Origin of the sequence: Natronosalvus rutilus (genome assembly GCF_024204665.1) — an archaeon.
Taxonomy (GTDB): domain Archaea; phylum Halobacteriota; class Halobacteria; order Halobacteriales; family Natrialbaceae; genus Natronosalvus; species Natronosalvus rutilus.
Window position 1 is genome coordinate 1,341,225 of sequence record NZ_CP100355.1, and the last position, 19,089, is coordinate 1,360,313.

A 19,089-nucleotide genomic window follows, 5' to 3' on the forward strand; every position below is an offset into this window, starting at 1 on the left:
TTCTCAGACGACTACGGAAACGACCGTCCCGCCGACGATCGCTAACCCACCGAGGCCGAAACACACCGCCCAGAATGGCACCCGTTCGACGACCCGCATGAGGGCGTCGATGGTCAGGTACCCCACGACCCCACTCACCAGCAGCGCGACCACAGCTGGCACAGGGGCGATCCCGGGCAGCCCGCCGGCGCCGGCCATCGTCAGCGCCGCCGCGCCGAGACTCGCCGGAATCGATAGCAAAAACGACAGGCGAAACGCGGCGGGCGGCTCGTAACTCCGGAACAACAGGGCGCTCGTGGTCATCCCCGAGCGTGAAATCCCAGGCAGGATGGCGAGCCCCTGGACGGCGCCCACCAGGATCGAGTCCACCAGCGTCGGCTCCTCGCGGGTGCCCATCGAGACGGACTCGAGGCGCAACTGAATTACCCCAGTGAGAATCAGGAGGACGCCGATCAGGCCGATGAACACCCCACCTGTGAGCTGTCCTGCAAGGTCGACGGCGTAGATATACAGCGGGATGCCCACCAGACCGGTCATCATCGACGCAAGGACGATGTAGGACGTAATCGCGTTCTCGCCCTCGTAGGCTCGACTCGGGCGCCACTCGGGAACGGACGCCAGCGCGGCCCGTACCTCCTCGCGATAGTACGTTGCCGCCGAGAGGGTCGTCCCGACCTGCAAGAACAGCGCCAGCTGGAGCGCCACGCCGGGGTCGGTGCCGACGAACGTCAGAAACAGCGAGAGGTTGCCCTGGCTCGAGACCGGCAGCCACTCGACGACCCCCTGGACGATCCCGGCGAGAATCGCGACGAGCAACTCGAGGTCCGACTCCGCGACGGCAACGACGAACGCCCCCATGTCGTGGCTGATTCTCGGGTGGACGCACAAGACCGTTTACATTCTCCGTTCGACCAGCGAAATCACAGCGACTCGAAATCAGTCGGCCGCCTGCCCACCGTCGATGGGGATCGTGTGTCCAGTGATGTACGACGCATCGGACGAGCAGAGGAAGGCGACCGCGCCCGCCATCTCCTCGGGTTCGGCGATGCGGTCCATCGGGACGTCTCGCATCGCCGAGGTATCGAACTCGAACCGGAGCGTCTGGATGGCCATCCGCACCATCCCGATCGCCATCCGGACTCGATCCACCAATGATCGCGAACCGGCCGCGATGCCCAGCATCCCCGACTGGATGTTCGTCTTCGTCGGGCCGGGGGCGATGGCGTTGACCCGGATGCCGCGGCTGGCGTACTCGAGCGCGACCGACTTCGTGAGGCCGACGACGCCGTGTTTGCTGGCCGAATAGCTGGAGAGACCGCCCATGCCGACCAGGCCCGCCTCGGAGGTCGTGTTGACGATCGCGCCGTGGCCCTGCGCTTCCATCACGGGGAGTTCGGCTCGCATGCACGCCCATACCCCCTTCAGGTTGATGTCTAACAGTTTGTCCCACTTCTCCTCGGTCAACTCCGCTGCCCCCGTGAAGCCAGTGAGGATGCCTGCGTTGTTGTGCGCGAAGTCGAGGCTCCCGTAGGTCTCGACCGCGACGTCGACCATCCGCTGAACCGACTCAAGGTCGGAGACGTCCACCTCGACGAAGGTCGCGTCGCCGCCGGCGGCTTCAATCAGGTCGACGGTCTCGCGGGCGCTCGATTCAACGATGTCGGCGACGACGACGTTGGCGCCTTCGTCGGCGAACCGCCGTGCAGACGCCCGACCGATTCCCGATCCCGCTCCGGTGACGAGCGCCGTCTTCCCGGCTAACCCTTTCATGGTTCTCTCGCCCGATACTATCCATCGAGACGTGTATAGTAATTTTGGTGACCAATTCGTTCCGGGTAGGAGTGACAGTAGTCACCGTACCCGTCGACACCCGTGATGACAGGTCTATCCCGAGTAATTGGATGTGATACGCCGCGGCGATTGGATTTCGATCGACGGATCTACCTTTCAACAGCGAGAGAGTCCCGCCGTTCACGGCGGGCGTGAATCGCGTAAACTCCGTTACCGTCCCGCATCGTTACTGCTGGGCCGAGTCTCGCACACCTGTCGCCACTTTCACCGCGGATGGGTCGTCTTCACAACAACCGAGTACGTCTGTTGAAATGAGGGATGAAGCGTACCAACACGTTCGCCGTGCGACTGCTCTCCGGCAGTAGAGAGCAACTGCTACGGGACCTGTTGGACGCTTCTGTCGCTCTCTGGATCGAGGTCAACTACGAACGTCTCATACGGTACAACGACGAGGACGGCTTCGAATGATGAGGATGCAAAGCCATTAGCGGTAACCAATCATACCCTTCGATACGGAACCATGTACGAGGACATTCTCCTCCCGTTTGACGGGAGTGACGGCGCAGCAACTGTCCTGCACCACGCTGGCGAAATAGCCCACTGGGCCGACGCCACCGTCCACGTTCTTTTCGTCGCGGATACCACGCGTGATTCAGTGACCGTCATCGAGGGCCAACCAATCGACGTACTCGTCCAACAGGGCGAGGACATCGTCGAGGAAGCAGCAAAGGCGCTTCGGTCGCTTGGAAACGATTACGATACGGATGTCGTCCAGGGTAATCCAGCACCGGCGATAACCGAATATGCCGAGCGATACGGACACGACCTGATTGTGATGCCAACCCACGGTCGGGAGGGAGTCTCTCGCTACCTTGTCGGCAGCGTCACCGAGAAAGTGGTCCGTCTCTCGTCAGTCCCGGTGTTGACAGCACGCATGCAACCCGACGAACACCTCGCGTTCCCCTACGAAAACATCCTCATTCCAACGGATGGAAGCGCTGGTGCGGTACATGCAGCGGAACACGGTCTCTCGCTCGCGGCGGCGGTTGATGCGACCGTCCACGCACTTTCGGTCGTGGACGACACCTCACTTGGCTTGGACGTCCGCTCAGTAGCCCCTGAATCGGATGGTGAACAGGCCGCAATCGACGCTGTCGATGACCTCGTATCGGAGGGAGACCGGTATGGTGTCCGGAACACCGTTACGCATGTCGAACACGGAGATCCTGCAGAGAACATCCTTGCGTGTATCGACTCAAATGACATCGACGCCGTCGTGATGGGCACCATTGGGAGACGGGGAACGGATCGAATCCTCCTTGGCAGCGTCGCGGAGAAGACAGCTCGGTCTGCACCGGTTCCTGTCATTACGGTCGCTGGCGAATCGTGATTTTTCGCACCGCCAAAGCCCCAGCTGAGCACGCGAACAAGCACGTCGATAAGTGCGTCGTTGGTTTCAACTGAAGCGGTAGCGCGGAGTCCCCTTCCTCAAGGAACGAGCGAAGCGAGTGAGTAGGGAGGGGAGGAGCGCGTTCGCATAGGGAACAAACACCGCCCTATAAGTAGCCACGGAATTACATTGAACCAGTGGCAGACGACTATGTGCGTCGGACGGCAATCACTCGTCTCGAAGTTACGGACGAGCAACGCGACCTTCTCGAAGAGACTGTCTCCGAGTGGAAGCGCGGGTGCCAAATCGCCACCGACATGGCATGGGGCAAGTGCAACGCCAAAAGTGATGTCCAGCCCCTCGCCTACGATACTGTGCGTGAACACACCGACCTCGGGAGTCAGCACGCGGTTCTCGCCACCCACCAAGCCGCCCAAGCCATCACCGGCTGTCTCGAACGCCGGTCGAAAGGCAAGAAAGTCAGCAAACCGACGTTCACCGCGCCGACGGTGACGTACGACACCCGGACGATGACGATGTTTGATGACGATACGGTGTCGCTCTCCACAACGGAAAGTCGTGTCCGATGTGAACTTGCTCTGCCCGATGCTGACGATGGGTATCAGCGACAATATCTCGACTCGGACGAATGGAGTGTTACGGAAAGTACGCTCACCGCCCGAGACGGCGAGTTCTTCTTGCACGTCGGCTTCCGCCGACCCAAGAACGATATCGAACGGAATACCGCCGAGGACGGAACGGTCCTCGGGGTTGACCTCGGTATCGAAAATCTCGCCGTCACCAGCACCGCCTCCTTCTTTAGCGGACGGGAGCTAACCCACCACCTTCGCGCGTTCGAGAGGGTACGCGCTGGACTCCAACAGACTGGAACACGAAGCGCCCACCGGACGCTCGCACAGTCGAGTGGCCATGAACTTCGATACGTCCGTGACGTACTCCACCGAGCGTCGAACGCCATCGTAGGCGAAGCACTCCTCTACGACTGTGACGTAATCGCGTTCGAGAACCTAACCCACATCCGCGATCGCATAGGTGCGTCGTGGGGCCACAAGTGGGCGTTCCGAACGCTCTACGAGTACGTCGAGTATAAAGCCGAATCGGTCGGTATCTCGGTGAAGCAAGTCGGGTCGGCGTACACGTCAAAGCGGTGTGCCGAGTGTGGATTCACGGCAGACGAGAATCGCCCGACTCGTAACGAGTTCCGGTGTCAGAAATGTGAGTCGGAAGCAAACGCGGACTACAATGCGGCGAAGAACATCGGAATGCGGTATGTCCGTCGGGGCCAACAGTCGTCTCGGCGGACGGGCAACAGTCAGCTTGCCCTAAAGTCCGGAACGGTGACGCCAAGCGGCGGATTTACCGCCCACCCAGATGGGTTCGACGCCGAGTTCATGGACAAGCCCCACCCTCAACGAGCGAACCCGTCAGGGTGAGCGAAGTAGGGTGGGGTAGTTGACCTGAGCACGAACAGTCGGTCAAACGATATTCCTCTCGTCGAGCTGGGACCAGTTCTCCAGGCCGACGCGGAGAGCGGCTTTGAGTGCGCCGAGGATGACGGGACCGAAGAACAGCCCCATGATCCCGAATGCGTACGCCCCTCCGAGGATACCGAGGAGGATGACGGCAGGATTTAGTTTGGCGTACCTGTCGACGGCGAATGGACGAAGATAGTCGTCGGTGAGTCCAACCACGACGACGCTATAGACGAATAATCCGACGGCGAGCAGCGGTTCATTCGCGAGATACAGGTAGACCACCGCTCCACCCCAGACGGGGATCGCACCAACGAGTGGAACCATCGCGAGAACGACCATGACGGCCGTCCAGAACAGCGCATTGGGAACACCAGTAGCGATGAGTCCGATTCCGGCGACGACTCCCTGGACGATGGCAACGAAGACGTGTCCGAAGAGAACGCCCCACATCACGTCGTTGATCTCGGCGTAGAGCTCGCGCTGGATGTCCGCCGGGAGGGGGACCGTTTGGTAAAGCCAGTCAAACAGATCGTCACTGTCTTTGAGAAGGTAATAGACGAGAAAGAGTGCTAACGCGATCCCAATGAGGTGGAAGGTGATTGTACCGAGCGCTTGGGTCGACCGTTCGAACACGATCGTCCCGATTTCTCGCCCTGAGTTGACGAGTTCGCCGGCGATATCGACCTCTTGTCCGGTGACATCCTCGATTCGAGATTCCACTACATCAATCTGCACTGGGTCAGTGCCGAGGCTCTGGAGAATTCGGTCGGCACTATCAACCACCGTCGCGAGGATCACCACGAACGGGGCGACGAATACAGCAACTGCCAGAGTCACGAGCGAGAGTGCGGCGACCATCGGCGGTACGTACGCTTCGAGACGGATCTGCAGCGGATAGAGTACGTAGGCAAGGAGGACGGCACCGAGGACGTACTGGAGAAACGGCTGGGCCAGCATGGCCGAGAGCACGAGGAGGGTGACGACGAGGGCGAGAACAAACCCCTTGCTGAGGTTCACAGCTGTAAGTTTGTCGACTGATGGCAAAAAGGTTGGCTCTGTTTAAATTCTTTGAGAATTATAAGTTTGGCCAGTAGTGTAACCGAATACAGACTCCCTCAAAGCCATGGTTGCCCGTTTCGTCGAGGAGATATTTATGTTAGCGCAACGTGCCGTGGCTTGATACTCATCGAAGTTCACGAAACAACGCTACACGCACCATCAGCACCTCGTTCGCCTCTCTCTCAAATTTGGAAGAACAGGTACTGTCTAGATAACGCCGGTCCGTCAGATGCCTTTGTTCAGGACGAACGTCGCCAGCACGGTGAGCATCACGGGGTTCGAGAATTCTGAAACTCCTTGTTCCGGCGACACGCTGATCCACTCGCTGAGGAGGACGAGTGCGACCACGTGCCGTTTTTCAGGTCGTTCCAGTGGCACGGAACGTGCGCCCGACGGGAACGCTTGTGTCTCTCGAGGGCGTACCTCACATTATGACGTCCGTCTACACGGCGCTTCCGAATCGGTTGCTGGTCTCTCGAGACGACGGCGACAGCGAGTGGTCACAGTCGACCCGCCTCGAGGGCTACGACCTCGAGTGCGTCGCCGTCTCGCCCGACGCCCCCGACCGGGCCTTCGTCGGCACGTTCGAGGATGGCCTTTTTCGCTCGACCGACGGCGGCGACTCCTTCGACGCACTCGAGACGGAGTTCGTGAGCGACACGGTCATGGCGGCGACGATCAGCCCCCATGACCCCGACATCGTCTACGTCGGCACCGAACCCAGCCGCGTCTACCGCTCGGAGGACGGCGGCGACTCCTGGACGCACCTCGAGGGGCTGGTCGACCTCCCCTCCGAGGAGGAGTGGTACTTCCCGCCGCGACCCCACACCCACCACGTGCGCTGGCTCGAGGTCGACCCCCACGACCCCGACCGTCTCTACGTGGGGATCGAGGCGGGGGCGTTCGTCATCCGCGACGAAGCCCAGGACAGCTGGCAGGAGCGCCCCGAGGGCTCGCGGATCGACAACCACAGCCTCGCCACCCATCCCGATATGGAGGGCCGGGTGTACTCTGCGGCGGGTGACGGCTACGCCCAGAGCGACGACGGCGGCGAGACCTGGAGTCACCCGCAATCGGGCCTCGAGCACCGCTACTGCTGGTCGGTCGTCCCCCATCCCGAGGATCCAGAAAGAGTTCTCCTCTCGAGCGCCAGCGGCGCCTCGAGTGCACACACGGCCTCGCGAGCGACAGCCTACGCCTACCGCAAACCGGGACCGGACGCCGACTGGGAGCGCCTCGACAACCGCGGCCTCCCGATGGGCGACGGAGTCGTCCGGACGATCTTCGACGAGTCTGAAGGAACGGTGTACGCTGTCAACAATCTCGGCTGTTTCGTCTCACAGGACTTCGGGGACTCGTGGTCGGTGCTCGAGGCGGACTGGAAGGGTGAGGAGTCCAAAACGCCGCGGGGGCTGGTGGTCGTCGCGTAACCCGACACAGCCATTTTCCGGTCTAACCGACAGCAATGAGACCTACGTCTCTCGCTGGAGGCGCTCACGGCGTTCTTCGAATTCTTCATCCGAGAGGTCGCCACGAGCGTAGGCCGACCGCAACCCTTCGATTGCCGCGTCGCTCTGTCGAGTACTGGATTGACGAATCGCACTGTACAACAGGTATCCGATCCCGAGGATCACGAGCAAGGGCACTATGGACATGAGGATCCACATCCACGTCCCTCCAGCGCCGTTCCAGGCACCCCCACCCCACATGTTTCCCCACCCCCACAGACCCATCATCGGCATCATCGCGACCATCATGACGACCGGCACGAGCAGGATTGCAGCGATGACGATCAGGAGCGTTCGAGTGAGTGAATCATCGGTTGCCATACCCCGAGATACGGCGTCCAGGTACGTTATTCGTTCCCCAGGATCCCACGGAGCAGGAAACGTCGCTCGAGGCGATCTGGTCACGAACCAACTCTGAACACACGTCCGTCGTTCACAGCGAGGAGGATATCACTTTGACTTCAGGTCAGCAATCTCCTTCTCGAGAGCCGTAATTCGCTGTTCGTGGGTCTCCAACAGTTCCTGAATCTCGGTCTCAGTTTCTGTCGCTCGTGGTTGTGAGACGGCCTCCTCCCTTTCCCTGCGTTCTGGGGCCCCTTTCTGGAGGTGTTTGCAGCGTCGAAGGTGGGCTCTCAGTTCGTCGTGGGAACAGTGAGCGTTGCACCCCGGGCACGTTGGCATACGCGTCGTACGACCGGATTCGTCATAAACACCGGGCCACTCGCACCGAAAAAGGGCGCCTCACCCGGTTGTACTCGGGTATTTCACAATTTTGTGGTGGCACATATTTTTGTGAACGGGCGTGATGGGTCATGACATGGTGATCGGGATCGGGGTCATTGGACTGGGAGGGCTCGCTCACGTCGAATCAGATCACCTCGATTCGATGCCGGAGGTCGACCTCGTCGGCGGTGCCGATTCGTTTGAGGCGGCGCGCGACGCGTTCGAATCGGCCTATCGGGTTCCCACCTATCCCAACTACCAGACGTTGCTCGAGAACCACGAGGACCAACTCGACGCCGCACTTATCGTCACCCCACATACGCTCCACTACGAACACGCCAGCGCATGCCTCGAACGCGACTTGCACGTCTTCGTCGAGAAGCCAATGGTGACGGCAGTGGCGGATGCGATCGACCTCGTGGAAACGGCGGCCGATCGCGATCTCGTACTGCAGGTGGGCTACCAGCGACACTTTCACCCGGCGTTTCAAGAGATTCGACGCGTGGTATCGAGTGGTCGTATCGGCACCCCACACACCGTGAGCTGTTCGTTGGATCAAGAGTGGGTGACGAACCACGAGGGCACGTGGCGCGTCAACCCCGATCTGTCGGGTGGTGGGCAACTGTACGATACCGGCTCCCATCTCTTCGATGCGCTGCTCTGGATGACGAATAGCACGCCGAAAACGGTGACAGCACAAGTCGAGTTCGTGAAACCAGGGATAGACGTCAATAGCGCGCTTACGATGACACTCGACCGCGACGGAGAGACGATTCGGTCCGGAATCAGCGTCAGTGGTGACGGCATCGCGAACTCACCGTTCGAAACGTATGCGATCTGGGGGACGGACGGCCGCCTTACGTACCGTGATGATCGTCTGACCATCGTCGAAAAGGGCCGCGCAACGTACAGGGCGACTATCACCGAGGGGGCCGAGACCCAAACGCTCACGCGAAAAAAACTCGAAAACTTCGTCGCATCGATCCACGGCGACGTGGAGCCTGCTGTACCGGGAGACGTTGGGCTCCAGATAACGGCGCTGACGGAGGCGATATACGAAGCCGCTGAGGACGGGTGTTCGGTCGATGTGCAAACGATTCTGGCAGAACCGCAAGACAGTTAGTCGATGCAGGAGCGTTGACTGCGGTGCCAGCACTCCCAGAAGTGCGCTTCGAGACCGGTGAATGGCCCGTCCCAAGGCGTGGTCCTCCGGTCGTTTCGAGTCGGCCGTTCGAAGACGGCCTCTCTCGCTCGATCGACGGCGGGGGGCGACTCCTTCGATCAGTTCAAGAGGGATTTCGTGAGCAATGCGGTCATGACGGCGACGGTCAGCCCGCACGGCACGAACGTCGTGTACGCAGGCACCGAACCCAGTTGCGTCTACCGTTCCGCAACGGCGGCGAGATCTGGAGCCACCCGCAGTTGGGTCTCGAGCATCGCTACTGCTGGTCAGTCTCCCTCATCCCGAGGATCCTGACCGGGTGCTCCTCTCGAGCGCCAGCGGCGCCTCGAGTGCACACACGGCCTCGCGAGGACAGCCTATGCCTACCGCAAACCGGGACCGGACACCGACTGAGAGCGTCTCGATGACTGGGGCCTCCCGATGGGCGAGGGGGTCGTCCGGACGATCTTCGACGAGTCTGGAGAAACGGTGTACGCCGTCAACAACCTGGGCTGTTTCGTCTCACGGGATTTCGGCGACTCGTGGTCGGTGCTCGAGACCGATTGGGACGGTGAGGAGTCCAAAACGCCGCGCGGGTTGTCCGTCGTCTCGTAACGGCGTTTGTTACCTCTCACGGCGTCAGTTACCGATTGCTCGGTTGACGTCGCTCAAATCGAACAACTGCAGATCTTTGCGCTCGGAGACGGCCTCCTGAACGGACTGTGTTGCACCGCTCCGTGTGAATAGCGCGTATTCGATGGCGGAATCACCTGCGTTCGGCCTCCAGCGAATTTCTTCTGCGTGGTCCTCGAGCGAGGCAAGAGCACTGTAGTCGAGCGGTGCATTCGTGAATTTGCACTCCCCTGCAACGATCGTCCCATCTGTAGCCAGCCCGACGACGTCGACCTCGTGCTCCTTGTACCACCAGCGACCGATGTCGAGAAACGTCGTCTCTGGGTAGAGGTTCGGTAGGGCGTCCTGGCACAGTTTCTCGAACTCTGGACTGACGAAGTCAGCTATCTTTGGCTCGATGACTGCCTCGTATGCCTCCTCACCGAGGCGTTCGTATCGGTCCTCCTTGCCGTAGACGAAGCGGAACCAGAACCGGAACAGGGGGTCTCGGATCCGGTAGCGTCCACGGCGTGACTTCGCTTTCTCTTCAGTAATCGGTACTTCGCGCTCGATGAGTCGCAATCGCTCTAGCTTCTGTGTGTACGTCGAGATCTGCTTCCCATCGATTCCGATTGCCTGGGCGATCTCGTTCGACGTCGTCTTGCCCGCTGCGATCGCAGTGAGGATTGCAAAGTATCGATTCGGGTCGGTGAGTTCCGTCCGAAGCACGTACTCCGGCTCGTTGTGAAGGTAGCCGTTCTGGGAAAACACTTCTTCGGTGAGAATCGTCCCGAGGGTCTGGTCGAGGTCGATGCCATCGAGATAGTACGGAGTACCGCCAAAGGTACCCCAGACGAAGATCCGCTCTTCAGGCGAGTACTCATCTGGGATGAACTCCTGTGCGGCGGCGAAGTCGAGGGGACGGAGGTCAAGCTGTTCTGTAAACCGCCCGTACAGGGGACTGTTCCCGAGTAGTGTCGCTTCTTCTATCATACTGATCGACGACCCGATCAGAATGAGCGTCCCTGACGTGTTCTGGAACCGCTGGTCCCATAACCGCTGGATGACTGAGGGGAGACTCTCGTCGGCGTCGATTAGATACGGAAATTCGTCGAGGACGACAACCCCACCCTGATCGCCGAGGTATCCGAGCAGTGCTTCCCAATTCTGTCTAATCTGTGTAATGCTGGGAAACGCCTCGGACGCGACATCGACGAATTCATCGAGTTGAATCTGTGCCGTGGTCTCCGTGGCCTGGAAGATAACAGCATCGTCGCGGTCGGCGAGCGAATGCTGGACGAGCTGTGTCTTCCCGAGACGTCGTCGCCCAATAATGACGATCATTTCGGCAGCATCGGACTCGTAGCTCTCTCGCAAGCGTGAGAGTTCGACTTCCCGATTGACGAAGTCCGCCATACGTCTACTTACTCCCAGTGGTGAATAATACTTCCGAATAGCCTAACCCAGGATAGCCTAACTCAGAATAGCCTAACTTAGAATAGCCTATTTTCAAATCTTTACGGATGCCTGGGAACGACTGTCAGGGTCTCGCCCGATTACCGTCAAAGCAGCGGGTGCCCCCGTCGAACTGATCGACAAGATACTTCGGAATTGGAATGGATTCGCCGGGGGTGGTTGCTCGAGCACGTATCTAGGCACGTGAGACAGAACGATTTCTCGGCACATACCGTTCGTCGGCGTCCGCTCGTTCTGGCCAGTGTGTGCCCGGCCGACACGCCCCCGGGTTCGAAATCCTTTTAGGCGCTACCCGGGCATAGTAGAGTAACTGAGTGATATCATGGACGTCGACATCATCTCCGAGGAGGAAAATCCCATGTTGCACCGCACGAACGTCACGTTCGAACTGACCCACGACGAGGCGACGCCCTCGCGTCTGCAGGTCCGTGACAGCCTCGCCGCGAAAATGAACAAGGACGCCGACGAGGTCGTCATCCGCAAACTCGACACCAAGTTCGGCATGCGCAAGACCGTCGGCCACGCGAAGGTCTACGAGACCTCCGCCCACGCCACCGAGGTCGAACAGGAGCACATGCTCGAGCGCAACAAGATCGTCACCGACGAGAGCGACGTCGAAGCGGAGGAGGCCTGAGATGGCACACTACGAACTCTACAACGACGAGGGCGAAGTCGAGCGCGAACAGTGCCCACGCTGTGGGGACTCGTTCCTCGCCGACCACGGCGACCGCCAGCACTGCGGCAAGTGCGGCTACACCGAGTGGGCGTAAGCCGGCTCAAGTCTCATCTCGTCGCCGTGTTGAACCGAATTCGACCACGTTTTTTCACATGTGAGGAGCGTCAGCTGTGACCCGGGACGCCCGCAGTGACGATGAGCCCGAGACTCGCTCGAGCGCAAACGCGAGGTCTACTCCTGCCTCCGACAGCGACCGACCACTGCGGGTCCTCGGCATCGAGGGAACTGCGTGGGCGGCGAGTGCGGCCTTGCACGACGGCGACGACGTGGTGATCGAGACCGACGCCTACGAACCCGACAGCGGCGGCATCCACCCCCGAGAGGCAGCCGAGCACATGCACGACGCGATCCCACGGGTCGTCGAAACGGTGCTCGAGCACGCCGCCGAGACGACGGACGAACGGCCACCGATTGACGCAGTCGCCTTCTCTCGTGGCCCTGGCCTCGGTCCCTGCCTGCGCGTCGTCGGCACCGCCGCGCGGGCGCTCGCGGGCACCCTCGAGGTACCTGTCATCGGCGTCAACCACATGGTCGCCCACCTCGAGATCGGGCGCCACGCAGCCGACTTCGACGACCCCGTCTGTCTGAACGCCAGCGGGGCCAACGCCCACCTACTGGCCTATCGCAACGGGCGCTATCGCGTCCTTGGCGAGACGATGGACACCGGGGTCGGCAACGCCATCGACAAGTTCACCCGCCACGTTGGCTGGTCCCATCCCGGCGGCCCCAAGGTCGAACAAGCTGCCAAAGACGGCGAGTACGTCGACCTGCCCTACGTCGTCAAGGGGATGGACTTCTCGTTTTCGGGGATCATGTCCGCGGCGAAGGCCGCCGTCGACGAGGGCCACGCCGTCGAGGACGTCTGTTTCTCCCTCCAGGAGCACATCTTCGCGATGCTCACCGAGGTCGCCGAACGCGCGCTCTCGCTCACCGGTAGCGACGAACTCGTCCTCGGGGGCGGCGTCGGCCGGAACGCTCGCCTCCGCGAGATGCTCGAGACGATGTGTGCCGACAGGGGTGCCGAGTTCTACGCTCCCGAGCCTCGATTCCTGGGCGACAACGCCGGGATGATCGCCGTCCTCGGCGCGAAGATGTACGCCGCAGGCGACACGCTCGAGATTCCAGACTCCCGCGTCGATCCCGACTTCCGACCCGACCAGGTGCCGGTCACCTGGCGGAGCGACGAACCATATCGGGCCGTCGCCGGGGGCCAGGGAGTCGACGACGCCGAGCGTGAAGACGGAGGCGAAAACGAGAGCGAGACGATTCGCGGTGCCGAAGCCGTCGTCACCCTCGAGCCGGACGCCGGTCGCGTCCGCAAGCGCCGCCTCCCCAAACGCTACCGCCACCCCGACCTCGATGCGCGTCTGCGACGCGAGCGGACCACCCTCGAGGCCCGTCTCACGAGCCACGCTCGACGGGTGGGCGTCCCGACACCGGTGGTTCGCGACGTCGATCTCCAGGAAGCGACTCTCGAGTTCGAGTACGTCGGTGAGACGGATTTGCAGGCGGCGTTGACGGTCGAACGCGTCGAATCCGTTGGACGGTCGCTCGCGACCATCCACGAGGCGGGGTTCGTTCACGGGGATCCGACGACGCGAAACGTTCGCGTCGACACTGATCGGACCTACCTGATCGACTTCGGGCTGGGCTATCACTCCGACCACCTCGAGGACTACGCGATGGACCTCCACGTCTTCGACCAGAGCCTGGTCGGAACGGCTAACGAGCCCGAGCCGCTCCGAGAAGCGCTCCGGGCGGGCTACCGCGAGGCCGGGGACGGGGCAGTCCTCGAGCGCCTCCGCGAAATCGAGCGTCGAGGTCGGTACGTCGAAAAAGAGTGATTCGGGTTGTTCTGGAACTCCCTGGCTGCAGCGGGGACGCAAAGTTGAGGTCCAGTCGAGGTCGAGCTCAAGGCCGAACAGGATTGTTGACATCCTCCGCACGACTGAAGTCGTGGGATTCCCCGTGCTCGGGGTCGGGTCGGTCTCGACGCCGACAGGGGCAACTTCCCGCCCTCGATGGGCGGTTTCGGTTTGCAGGTTATGCGTCAGGGGCGGTGGGCGCGTGGTGACGCCAGTCCGCGTGGACTACCCTGCTGACACCCTACGGGCCGTGCCATCGGCCCGACTCGGACTCGCGCCCGAGCCTCACTTGGGCAGGGTTGCTTTTTGATGGTGGAGACCCCAATCCAACTCCAGGTTTCCCGAGCGAGTTATATTGATATCCGACCCCGGCCACCCTGAGTATTGCGTTTTGATCAAAACTGGTCGGATTCATCCCACGACTGAAGTCGTGGGCTTTCTTCTCGAATCTGTGTAATCTACGATCCACGAGACTGGCTTGCTCCGTACTCGAGACGAGTCAGTCTTCCAACCGGCTGGAAGGGTCTGACCCAACACCACTGCCTAACTCCGTCCAGTACAGCGAATATGCCTCGAGGTGTCATCCAGCAAACCAGGTCGGTTTTGCTATTCTAGCCATTGAGTACGCTTCGCATACCTTCAAAGCAAGCTAGTCTGTCTTTCACCATACAGTGTGTATATATTCTTGTATTTCATGAATCAATTAACGAACAACGGCTTGATTTCCGGTCGCGAGTCTCGAGGAGCGATCACCCATGAGTAATCACACGAAGCACACGGGCGCGATTCTCAACAAATTGGCGAACGAGGGGTCGATGAATACTGCGGCAGAACCGAACACCCTCTCTGTCGAACGGAAGGAAAACCATCAGTCCGCGGTCGAACATGACCTCGAGGAGATGATGGCGCAGGTCGTTAGCGTCCTCCCTGCCGACGACGTTCGGTTCGAGGACGATCTTCTCAAGGAAAACCTCGAGGAGGTGCTCCTGATGCTCGTCGCCCTCCACGGCGAGGCCAACGGCAAGGAACTCCTCTCTACGTTAGCCACCTACTTCGACATCCAGTTGAGCCCCGGCATCGTGTATCCAGCGCTTCACGACCTCGAGGATGAGGCGTTCCTGGAGATGCACCCGATGGTCCGCACGAAGGAATATTCGATTTCGAACGAAGACCACGTACGGGCGACCCTCGAGGCGACGATGGTCCAGCACCTCGCGTTTGGTTTGCTGCTCTCTGCGTTCCTCCCTCGACTCAACTCCCTGTAACTCACACAACTGCTGCGAGAGCGATCTGTCGGCGACGGATGTGACGACGCTCCCATATCGAAACTAGAACTGAGCAGCGCTACGCGGCTAATTCATCGACACTTTCCGAACAAAACCAGTGTTTCTGAAGGGCATCGACCGAACCGCTCAGGCTGGTGTTCCCGGAACGGTTGGCTGGGTGTCGGGGCGTTCGCCAGGCCCGCCGTCGCGAAGCTGGTCGTACGCACTGACGGTCGTCGCGAGCACGTACACCGTGATGGCCGCGCTGACGACCTGGGCCAGCACGCCCCCGACGATGCCGAGTAGGGCGACCGGCAGGGCGAACGCCGCCGTGACGACGGCACCGGTCACGAAGACGGCGACGCCGAGGCCGAACAGTCGAAGCCGGTTGCCGCGGGTGAGCTGCCAGCTGCTGCGAAAGCCCTCGAGCGCGTTCTGGTCCTCGACGGCGACGAAAACGGCCCAGTAGTAGAGGCTGACGAGCAAGAACAGTCCTGGAACGACGAACAGGACGGTTCCGAAGGCGACGAGCAAGGCAAACGCGATCCCGCCGAGGATTACATTGAGCGTCGCCCAGCCGACGTTCCGACGCACGAACGCGTCGGGGATCGTCTCCGTTTCGCCCGCGGCGAACGTGCGCAGGGCGACGATCGCGGCGACGACGGTGGCGATAGCGACGACGATCGAGAGCAATCCGGCGAACGCGCCGGCGATCCCGACGGTCGGCGCTACAGGCTCGCCAGTGTCGAGTCGCATCGGGGACAAGAGGACGCTCGCGATCGAGAGGATGGCGAAGACGGCGACGAACCGCAGTCCGTTTCGAGTCGTGGTGCGCTCGAACCCATCAGTCATTGTGTCGATAATAGGAATTCCCATACTACTAGTAGGCGTCCGAGCAGCATATACTAGTACGCAGACATGTGTCTGGAAGTCAGACAGTCTTCACCGATTCGGTTCTCTTCCCCGGAACATCGGACGGCATTCTCACTCGAGTGGACTCGACCAAATTGACATCCTCCCGCGCCTGAAGACGCGGGAATCCCGAGCGTTGGGATATTAGGGTTTGCAGTCTACCACTTGTTCCCTCGGTGAGAATCCGTGGGACAAGTCGTGAAGGTAGACTCCGGGCTGTGCCAACCAGCCGGTACTCCTATCCCCACCTAAAGTGGCTGCAGACTCGGAGTTACTTTGGTTCAAGTCGAGACGGATGTTCTCCGCCCCATTTACGTCAGCGTTGAATGCCGCATCACACGACTCACAGACGTACAAGCCGCGTTCAACACGCTGACTCTCATCTTCTGTACCGCACACGCAACACGTCTTACTTGTGTTCCGTTCTGAAACTTCTACAACTTCGATACCCTCGACTTTCGCTTTGTACGTGAGAATCTTCGTGAAGCGGTCGAACGCCCACCCGTGTAAGTCAAGGTTGCCGTGCCGACCCCAGTTCTTCGAGTCGCCGTTTTCATCCTCTCGAACACCAGCGAGTTTTCCGATGTTGATTCTCCCCACGCCACGCTCGATACACTTCTCAACGACGTGTTTCGCTAAAGAGTGGAAGAAGTGAGCGCGGCGCTCGCTCCATTTGTGATGAAGTCTGGTGGCCTCAGAGCCACCTGAGTCGTCGTACTTGGCTATTTCCTTCGGGAAGTAGTATCCGTCTTGTTTCAAGCGGTTTCCGGGGTACAAGTCGGCTTGCTCAATACTGTAGGCGACCGCCGCGAAGTTGCAGATACCGAGGTCGATGCCAGCAGTCTCGTTGCCGGGAGCATCGGGTGTTTCGACTTCGTGTTTACACACGAGGTGAAGTTCCCATCGCCCCTTCAATTTGCTGTAGACGGCTCGAACCTGTTGTAGGTTCTCAACCGTAACCCCAGGACGAGTCTCATACTCGACGAGAATGTAGTCCCAGTCTCTCGGGTGGTCTTTGTGATTCGCACCTTTCGAGAGCCTGACGCGGTTGTGCTTGGTGTCGTGACGGATGCCCTTTTGCTTCCACGTCACCGTGCTACGAGGGTGTTCTTCGTGGACGCGGTTGCCGTCATTGTCGTAGTAGTTTTTCTTGCGGTAGCCGGGCGGATTCGCACGAGAATCGTTCTTGCGTTTTCCGAACCACGAGTTGAAGGCTTCAGCGAGTTCTTCCAGAACGCGCTGGCTGGACTGACTGTGCAGTCCCTTGTAGTTGTCGTGACCTTTCAGCTCGTTTTTCAAGTCCGAGTCGTCGGGGATCTCGCCCGTGTCATCCCACACTTGGCGGGAGTGATAGTTCGCAACGTTCCATAGTTTCGATGTACTCCACGCGTGCAGGTCGAGCATCTGCTCCACTTGTGAGTGGTTGCGGATTTTCGCCCGGCAAGTGCGGTGGATGTGCATCCGTGGAACGCCTACATAACAGGTTATGTGAGGTTCTGTTGTGAAAGTTTGGATTTGAGCGTGGAATATCCAGCCGTGCCATCGGACGGTGATTGGTGGAATATATTGTCGGATTCATCCTGACCCTAAAGGGTCAGGTATTCTCCTTGTTTTCGTATAACTGAGCGCGACCCAACCGGCTGAACCTGACGCTCGTTCGACACCCGGGATCATCCACAAAAGAAACGCAACCGAATCCCGCCTAGAGCACGTACTCGCCGGCGACGTCCTGGGGCGTGATGACCTCGATTTCGCCGGCTTCTTCGAGTTCCTGGACGTGTCCCAGGGTGGCCTCGAGTTCGCCGACGCCGCCGTCGAACCGGACGAACGAGATGGCGGTGATGCCGCCGAGTTCGGCCGTCGTCTCGAGGGCCTCGCGGGCCTCGTCGCCGTCGGGGTGGACGAGGCGCGGGCACAGCGCGGCGTTCGTGAGGTAGCCGTTGACGGGGTAGCCGCCCGTGAAGCCGAGTTCGTGGTTCGCTTCGACGGCCTCGATTGCCTCGTCGTTGTACGCACCGCCCGGGTAGGCGACGTACTCGGCATCGTAGCCCTCGTCCTCGAGCCAGGCAGCGGCCTCCTCGATTTCGCTCGCGGGCGTCCGATCACCCTCGAGGGCCGTCAGGTCGTTGCCGTGGGCGCCGTAGCTCCCGATGGTCCAGCCGGCGTCGGCGAGTTCAGCGACCTGATCTTCGGTGAGGCGGTCGCCCTCATCGTCCTCGGAGGCACGAAGGCGAGATGGGGGAACGAACGCCGTCGCGGAGTAGCCGTACTCCTCGAGGAGGGGCATGGCCTCGCTGTAGTGGGTCTCGTAGCCGCCGTCGAACTGGAGGAGGACGGTCGGGTCGGGCTTGGGAACGAAGTGGAGGTCGTCGATCCAGGCCTCGGCCGTGCCGTCGCCGACCCAGATCGAGATGTGGATCTCGGTGATCGCGCTCAGGTCGGGGTCGCCGTTGATGTACTCGACGCCGAAGTTCACGTGACGGATGGACATGCCGTGGGTCCGCTGGCGGTAGACCACCTTGTCGCGGCTTTCGTCGTAGAGCTGAATGCCGACGTTGACCGTCGAGTGGGAGGCCACGGCCAGTCCGGGCGTGATCTCGGACATGTCGAGGGGTTCGTCGAGTTCGCGCGCGATGCGAACCTGGTCCTCGGCCTCGCTCGCCTCGAGGAGGACGGACTGGGAGCCGACGACCGAGTAGTCGGTGTAGGGGGTTGCCGACCCGGAGACGACCTGCCAGTCGGAGAGATCTTCGAAGTCGTCGAAGGTTTCGGCTTCCGTCGGCACGTCGCCGTCGCCGTTGCCCTCTCCGTTGCCGTCGCCGTTGCCGTCGCCATTCCCGTTGCCGTTGCCATCGCCGTTCCCGGTTTCGTTGCCATCCGGGTCGCTCGAGTTGCTGTCGTTTCCTCGTGGTTCGTCGGTCTCACCAAAGCCCATACAACCGCCGAGGGTCAGTGCGCCTGCCGTTGCGAGATAGGTACGTCGCTTCATTGCGCCGACAGGGGGTACGACGGGAGATGGGGATTGTTATGAACCGGTTGGCGTCACCGTAGGTCACCACTTCCGAACGGTTTCGCGGCGAACACGACCGCTCGA

Annotated in this window: 18 protein-coding genes and 2 pseudogenes; 11 read left to right on the forward strand and 9 right to left on the reverse strand. The window is 60.7% G+C overall.

Annotation, left to right across the window (positions count from 1 at the left end; all coding sequences use genetic code 11):
* Window positions 1–3: 3 nt before the first annotated feature.
* Both NGM29_RS06425 and NGM29_RS06430 read right to left on the reverse strand, forming a co-directional pair.
* A complete protein-coding gene (locus NGM29_RS06425; RefSeq protein ID WP_254159612.1) occupies window positions 4–858 on the reverse strand; it encodes an undecaprenyl-diphosphate phosphatase in 855 nt (284 codons plus the stop codon).
* 78 nt (window positions 859–936) lie between these two features.
* A complete protein-coding gene (locus NGM29_RS06430; RefSeq protein WP_254159613.1) occupies window positions 937–1,770 on the reverse strand; it encodes an SDR family NAD(P)-dependent oxidoreductase in 834 nt (277 codons plus the stop codon).
* 339 nt (window positions 1,771–2,109) lie between these two features.
* Between NGM29_RS06430 and NGM29_RS06435 the strand changes: the two are divergent.
* The 3 genes and pseudogenes from NGM29_RS06435 to NGM29_RS06445 form a co-directional block, all read left to right on the forward strand.
* Window positions 2,110–2,256: pseudogene (locus NGM29_RS06435) on the forward strand (RNA-guided endonuclease TnpB family protein); the annotation flags it as partial.
* Between the two features lie 55 nt (window positions 2,257–2,311).
* Entirely contained in the window at window positions 2,312–3,181 is an 870-nt protein-coding gene (locus NGM29_RS06440; protein ID WP_254159614.1) for a universal stress protein, read from the forward strand.
* Between the two features lie 197 nt (window positions 3,182–3,378).
* The gene (locus tag NGM29_RS06445) at window positions 3,379–4,635 is read left to right on the forward strand and encodes an RNA-guided endonuclease InsQ/TnpB family protein (RefSeq protein ID WP_254159615.1); all 1,257 of its coding nucleotides are present in this window, start codon (window positions 3,379–3,381) and stop codon (window positions 4,633–4,635) included.
* Window positions 4,636–4,677: 42 nt separating this feature from the next.
* Here NGM29_RS06445 and NGM29_RS06450 read toward each other — a convergent pair whose 3' ends face one another.
* Window positions 4,678–5,694, reverse strand: coding sequence for an AI-2E family transporter (locus tag NGM29_RS06450; RefSeq protein ID WP_254159616.1), 1,017 nt, complete (start codon window positions 5,692–5,694; stop codon window positions 4,678–4,680).
* A 106-nt stretch (window positions 5,695–5,800) separates the two neighbouring features.
* Between NGM29_RS06450 and NGM29_RS06455 the strand changes: the two are divergent.
* Window positions 5,801–5,941: pseudogene (locus NGM29_RS06455) on the forward strand (IS5/IS1182 family transposase); the annotation flags it as partial.
* Window positions 5,942–5,961: 20 nt separating this feature from the next.
* Here NGM29_RS06455 and NGM29_RS06460 read toward each other — a convergent pair.
* Complete coding sequence (locus NGM29_RS06460) at window positions 5,962–6,114, reverse strand: hypothetical protein (RefSeq protein ID WP_254159618.1); 153 nt, start codon at window positions 6,112–6,114, stop codon at window positions 5,962–5,964.
* Between the two features lie 53 nt (window positions 6,115–6,167).
* On the opposite strand from NGM29_RS06460, the gene NGM29_RS06465 reads away from it, so the two are divergent.
* Window positions 6,168–7,166: a sialidase family protein gene (locus NGM29_RS06465; protein ID WP_254159619.1), complete on the forward strand. Its 999-nt coding sequence runs from the start codon at window positions 6,168–6,170 to the stop codon at window positions 7,164–7,166.
* A 42-nt stretch (window positions 7,167–7,208) separates the two neighbouring features.
* On the opposite strand, the gene NGM29_RS06470 is transcribed toward NGM29_RS06465, so the two are convergent.
* Window positions 7,209–7,565: an SHOCT domain-containing protein gene (locus tag NGM29_RS06470; protein ID WP_254159620.1), complete on the reverse strand. Its 357-nt coding sequence runs from the start codon at window positions 7,563–7,565 to the stop codon at window positions 7,209–7,211.
* A 496-nt stretch (window positions 7,566–8,061) separates the two neighbouring features.
* Between NGM29_RS06470 and NGM29_RS06475 the strand changes: the two genes are divergently transcribed.
* A complete protein-coding gene (locus NGM29_RS06475) occupies window positions 8,062–9,090 on the forward strand; it encodes a Gfo/Idh/MocA family protein (RefSeq protein ID WP_254159621.1) in 1,029 nt (342 codons plus the stop codon).
* A 480-nt stretch (window positions 9,091–9,570) separates the two neighbouring features.
* The gene (locus tag NGM29_RS21290) at window positions 9,571–9,744 is read left to right on the forward strand and encodes a hypothetical protein (RefSeq protein ID WP_311136846.1); all 174 of its coding nucleotides are present in this window, start codon (window positions 9,571–9,573) and stop codon (window positions 9,742–9,744) included.
* Between the two features lie 24 nt (window positions 9,745–9,768).
* Here NGM29_RS21290 and NGM29_RS06485 read toward each other — a convergent pair whose 3' ends face one another.
* A complete protein-coding gene (locus NGM29_RS06485) occupies window positions 9,769–11,157 on the reverse strand; it encodes an ATP-binding protein (RefSeq protein ID WP_254159622.1) in 1,389 nt (462 codons plus the stop codon).
* Between the two features lie 382 nt (window positions 11,158–11,539).
* Here NGM29_RS06485 and NGM29_RS06490 point away from each other — a divergent pair, with 382 nt between their 5' ends.
* The 4 genes from NGM29_RS06490 to NGM29_RS06505 all read left to right on the forward strand — a co-directional run bounded on the left by NGM29_RS06490 (window position 11,540) and on the right by NGM29_RS06505 (window position 15,083).
* On the forward strand, window positions 11,540–11,851 hold the full coding sequence (locus NGM29_RS06490) for a 30S ribosomal protein S24e (protein WP_254159623.1): 312 nt from the start codon (window positions 11,540–11,542) through the stop codon (window positions 11,849–11,851).
* Window position 11,852: 1 nt separating this feature from the next.
* On the forward strand, window positions 11,853–11,987 hold the full coding sequence (locus tag NGM29_RS06495) for a 30S ribosomal protein S27ae (RefSeq protein ID WP_253433020.1): 135 nt from the start codon (window positions 11,853–11,855) through the stop codon (window positions 11,985–11,987).
* 166 nt (window positions 11,988–12,153) lie between these two features.
* Window positions 12,154–13,797 (forward strand): bifunctional N(6)-L-threonylcarbamoyladenine synthase/serine/threonine protein kinase, encoded by a 1,644-nt coding sequence (locus NGM29_RS06500; protein WP_254160486.1) that lies wholly within the window; start codon window positions 12,154–12,156, stop codon window positions 13,795–13,797.
* Window positions 13,798–14,573: 776 nt separating this feature from the next.
* Window positions 14,574–15,083, forward strand: coding sequence for a PadR family transcriptional regulator (locus tag NGM29_RS06505; RefSeq protein WP_254159625.1), 510 nt, complete (start codon window positions 14,574–14,576; stop codon window positions 15,081–15,083).
* 147 nt (window positions 15,084–15,230) lie between these two features.
* Here the strand turns inward: NGM29_RS06505 and NGM29_RS06510 are convergent, their stop codons facing one another.
* The 3 genes from NGM29_RS06510 to NGM29_RS06520 form a co-directional block, all read right to left on the reverse strand.
* Window positions 15,231–15,935 carry a DUF7847 domain-containing protein gene (locus NGM29_RS06510; RefSeq protein ID WP_254159627.1) on the reverse strand — a complete coding sequence of 235 codons (705 nt, stop codon included), beginning with the start codon at window positions 15,933–15,935 and terminating at the stop codon, window positions 15,231–15,233.
* Window positions 15,936–16,139: 204 nt separating this feature from the next.
* On the reverse strand, window positions 16,140–17,456 hold the full coding sequence (locus NGM29_RS06515) for an RNA-guided endonuclease InsQ/TnpB family protein (protein WP_254159629.1): 1,317 nt from the start codon (window positions 17,454–17,456) through the stop codon (window positions 16,140–16,142).
* Window positions 17,457–17,697: 241 nt separating this feature from the next.
* On the reverse strand, window positions 17,698–18,984 hold the full coding sequence (locus NGM29_RS06520) for a polysaccharide deacetylase family protein (protein WP_254159630.1): 1,287 nt from the start codon (window positions 18,982–18,984) through the stop codon (window positions 17,698–17,700).
* Window positions 18,985–19,089 lie beyond the last annotated feature (105 nt).

Bases quoted from the DNA above. Each gene is read 5' to 3' on its own strand.
- NGM29_RS06425 (WP_254159612.1), bottom strand. From the start codon at position 858: ATGGGGGCGTTCGTCGTTGCCGTCGCGGAGTCGGACCTCGAGTTGCTC.
- NGM29_RS06430 (WP_254159613.1), bottom strand. From the start codon at position 1,770: ATGAAAGGGTTAGCCGGGAAGACGGCGCTCGTCACCGGAGCGGGATCG.
- NGM29_RS06440 (WP_254159614.1), top strand. From the start codon at position 2,312: ATGTACGAGGACATTCTCCTCCCGTTTGACGGGAGTGACGGCGCAGCA.
- NGM29_RS06465 (WP_254159619.1), top strand. From the start codon at position 6,168: ATGACGTCCGTCTACACGGCGCTTCCGAATCGGTTGCTGGTCTCTCGA.
- NGM29_RS06470 (WP_254159620.1), bottom strand. From the start codon at position 7,565: ATGGCAACCGATGATTCACTCACTCGAACGCTCCTGATCGTCATCGCT.
- NGM29_RS06475 (WP_254159621.1), top strand. From the start codon at position 8,062: ATGGTGATCGGGATCGGGGTCATTGGACTGGGAGGGCTCGCTCACGTC.
- NGM29_RS21290 (WP_311136846.1), top strand. From the start codon at position 9,571: ATGGGCGAGGGGGTCGTCCGGACGATCTTCGACGAGTCTGGAGAAACG.
- NGM29_RS06485 (WP_254159622.1), bottom strand. From the start codon at position 11,157: ATGGCGGACTTCGTCAATCGGGAAGTCGAACTCTCACGCTTGCGAGAG.
- NGM29_RS06490 (WP_254159623.1), top strand. From the start codon at position 11,540: ATGGACGTCGACATCATCTCCGAGGAGGAAAATCCCATGTTGCACCGC.
- NGM29_RS06495 (WP_253433020.1), top strand. From the start codon at position 11,853: ATGGCACACTACGAACTCTACAACGACGAGGGCGAAGTCGAGCGCGAA.
- NGM29_RS06505 (WP_254159625.1), top strand. From the start codon at position 14,574: ATGAGTAATCACACGAAGCACACGGGCGCGATTCTCAACAAATTGGCG.
- NGM29_RS06510 (WP_254159627.1), bottom strand. From the start codon at position 15,935: ATGACTGATGGGTTCGAGCGCACCACGACTCGAAACGGACTGCGGTTC.
- NGM29_RS06515 (WP_254159629.1), bottom strand. From the start codon at position 17,456: ATGCACATCCACCGCACTTGCCGGGCGAAAATCCGCAACCACTCACAA.
- NGM29_RS06520 (WP_254159630.1), bottom strand. From the start codon at position 18,984: ATGAAGCGACGTACCTATCTCGCAACGGCAGGCGCACTGACCCTCGGC.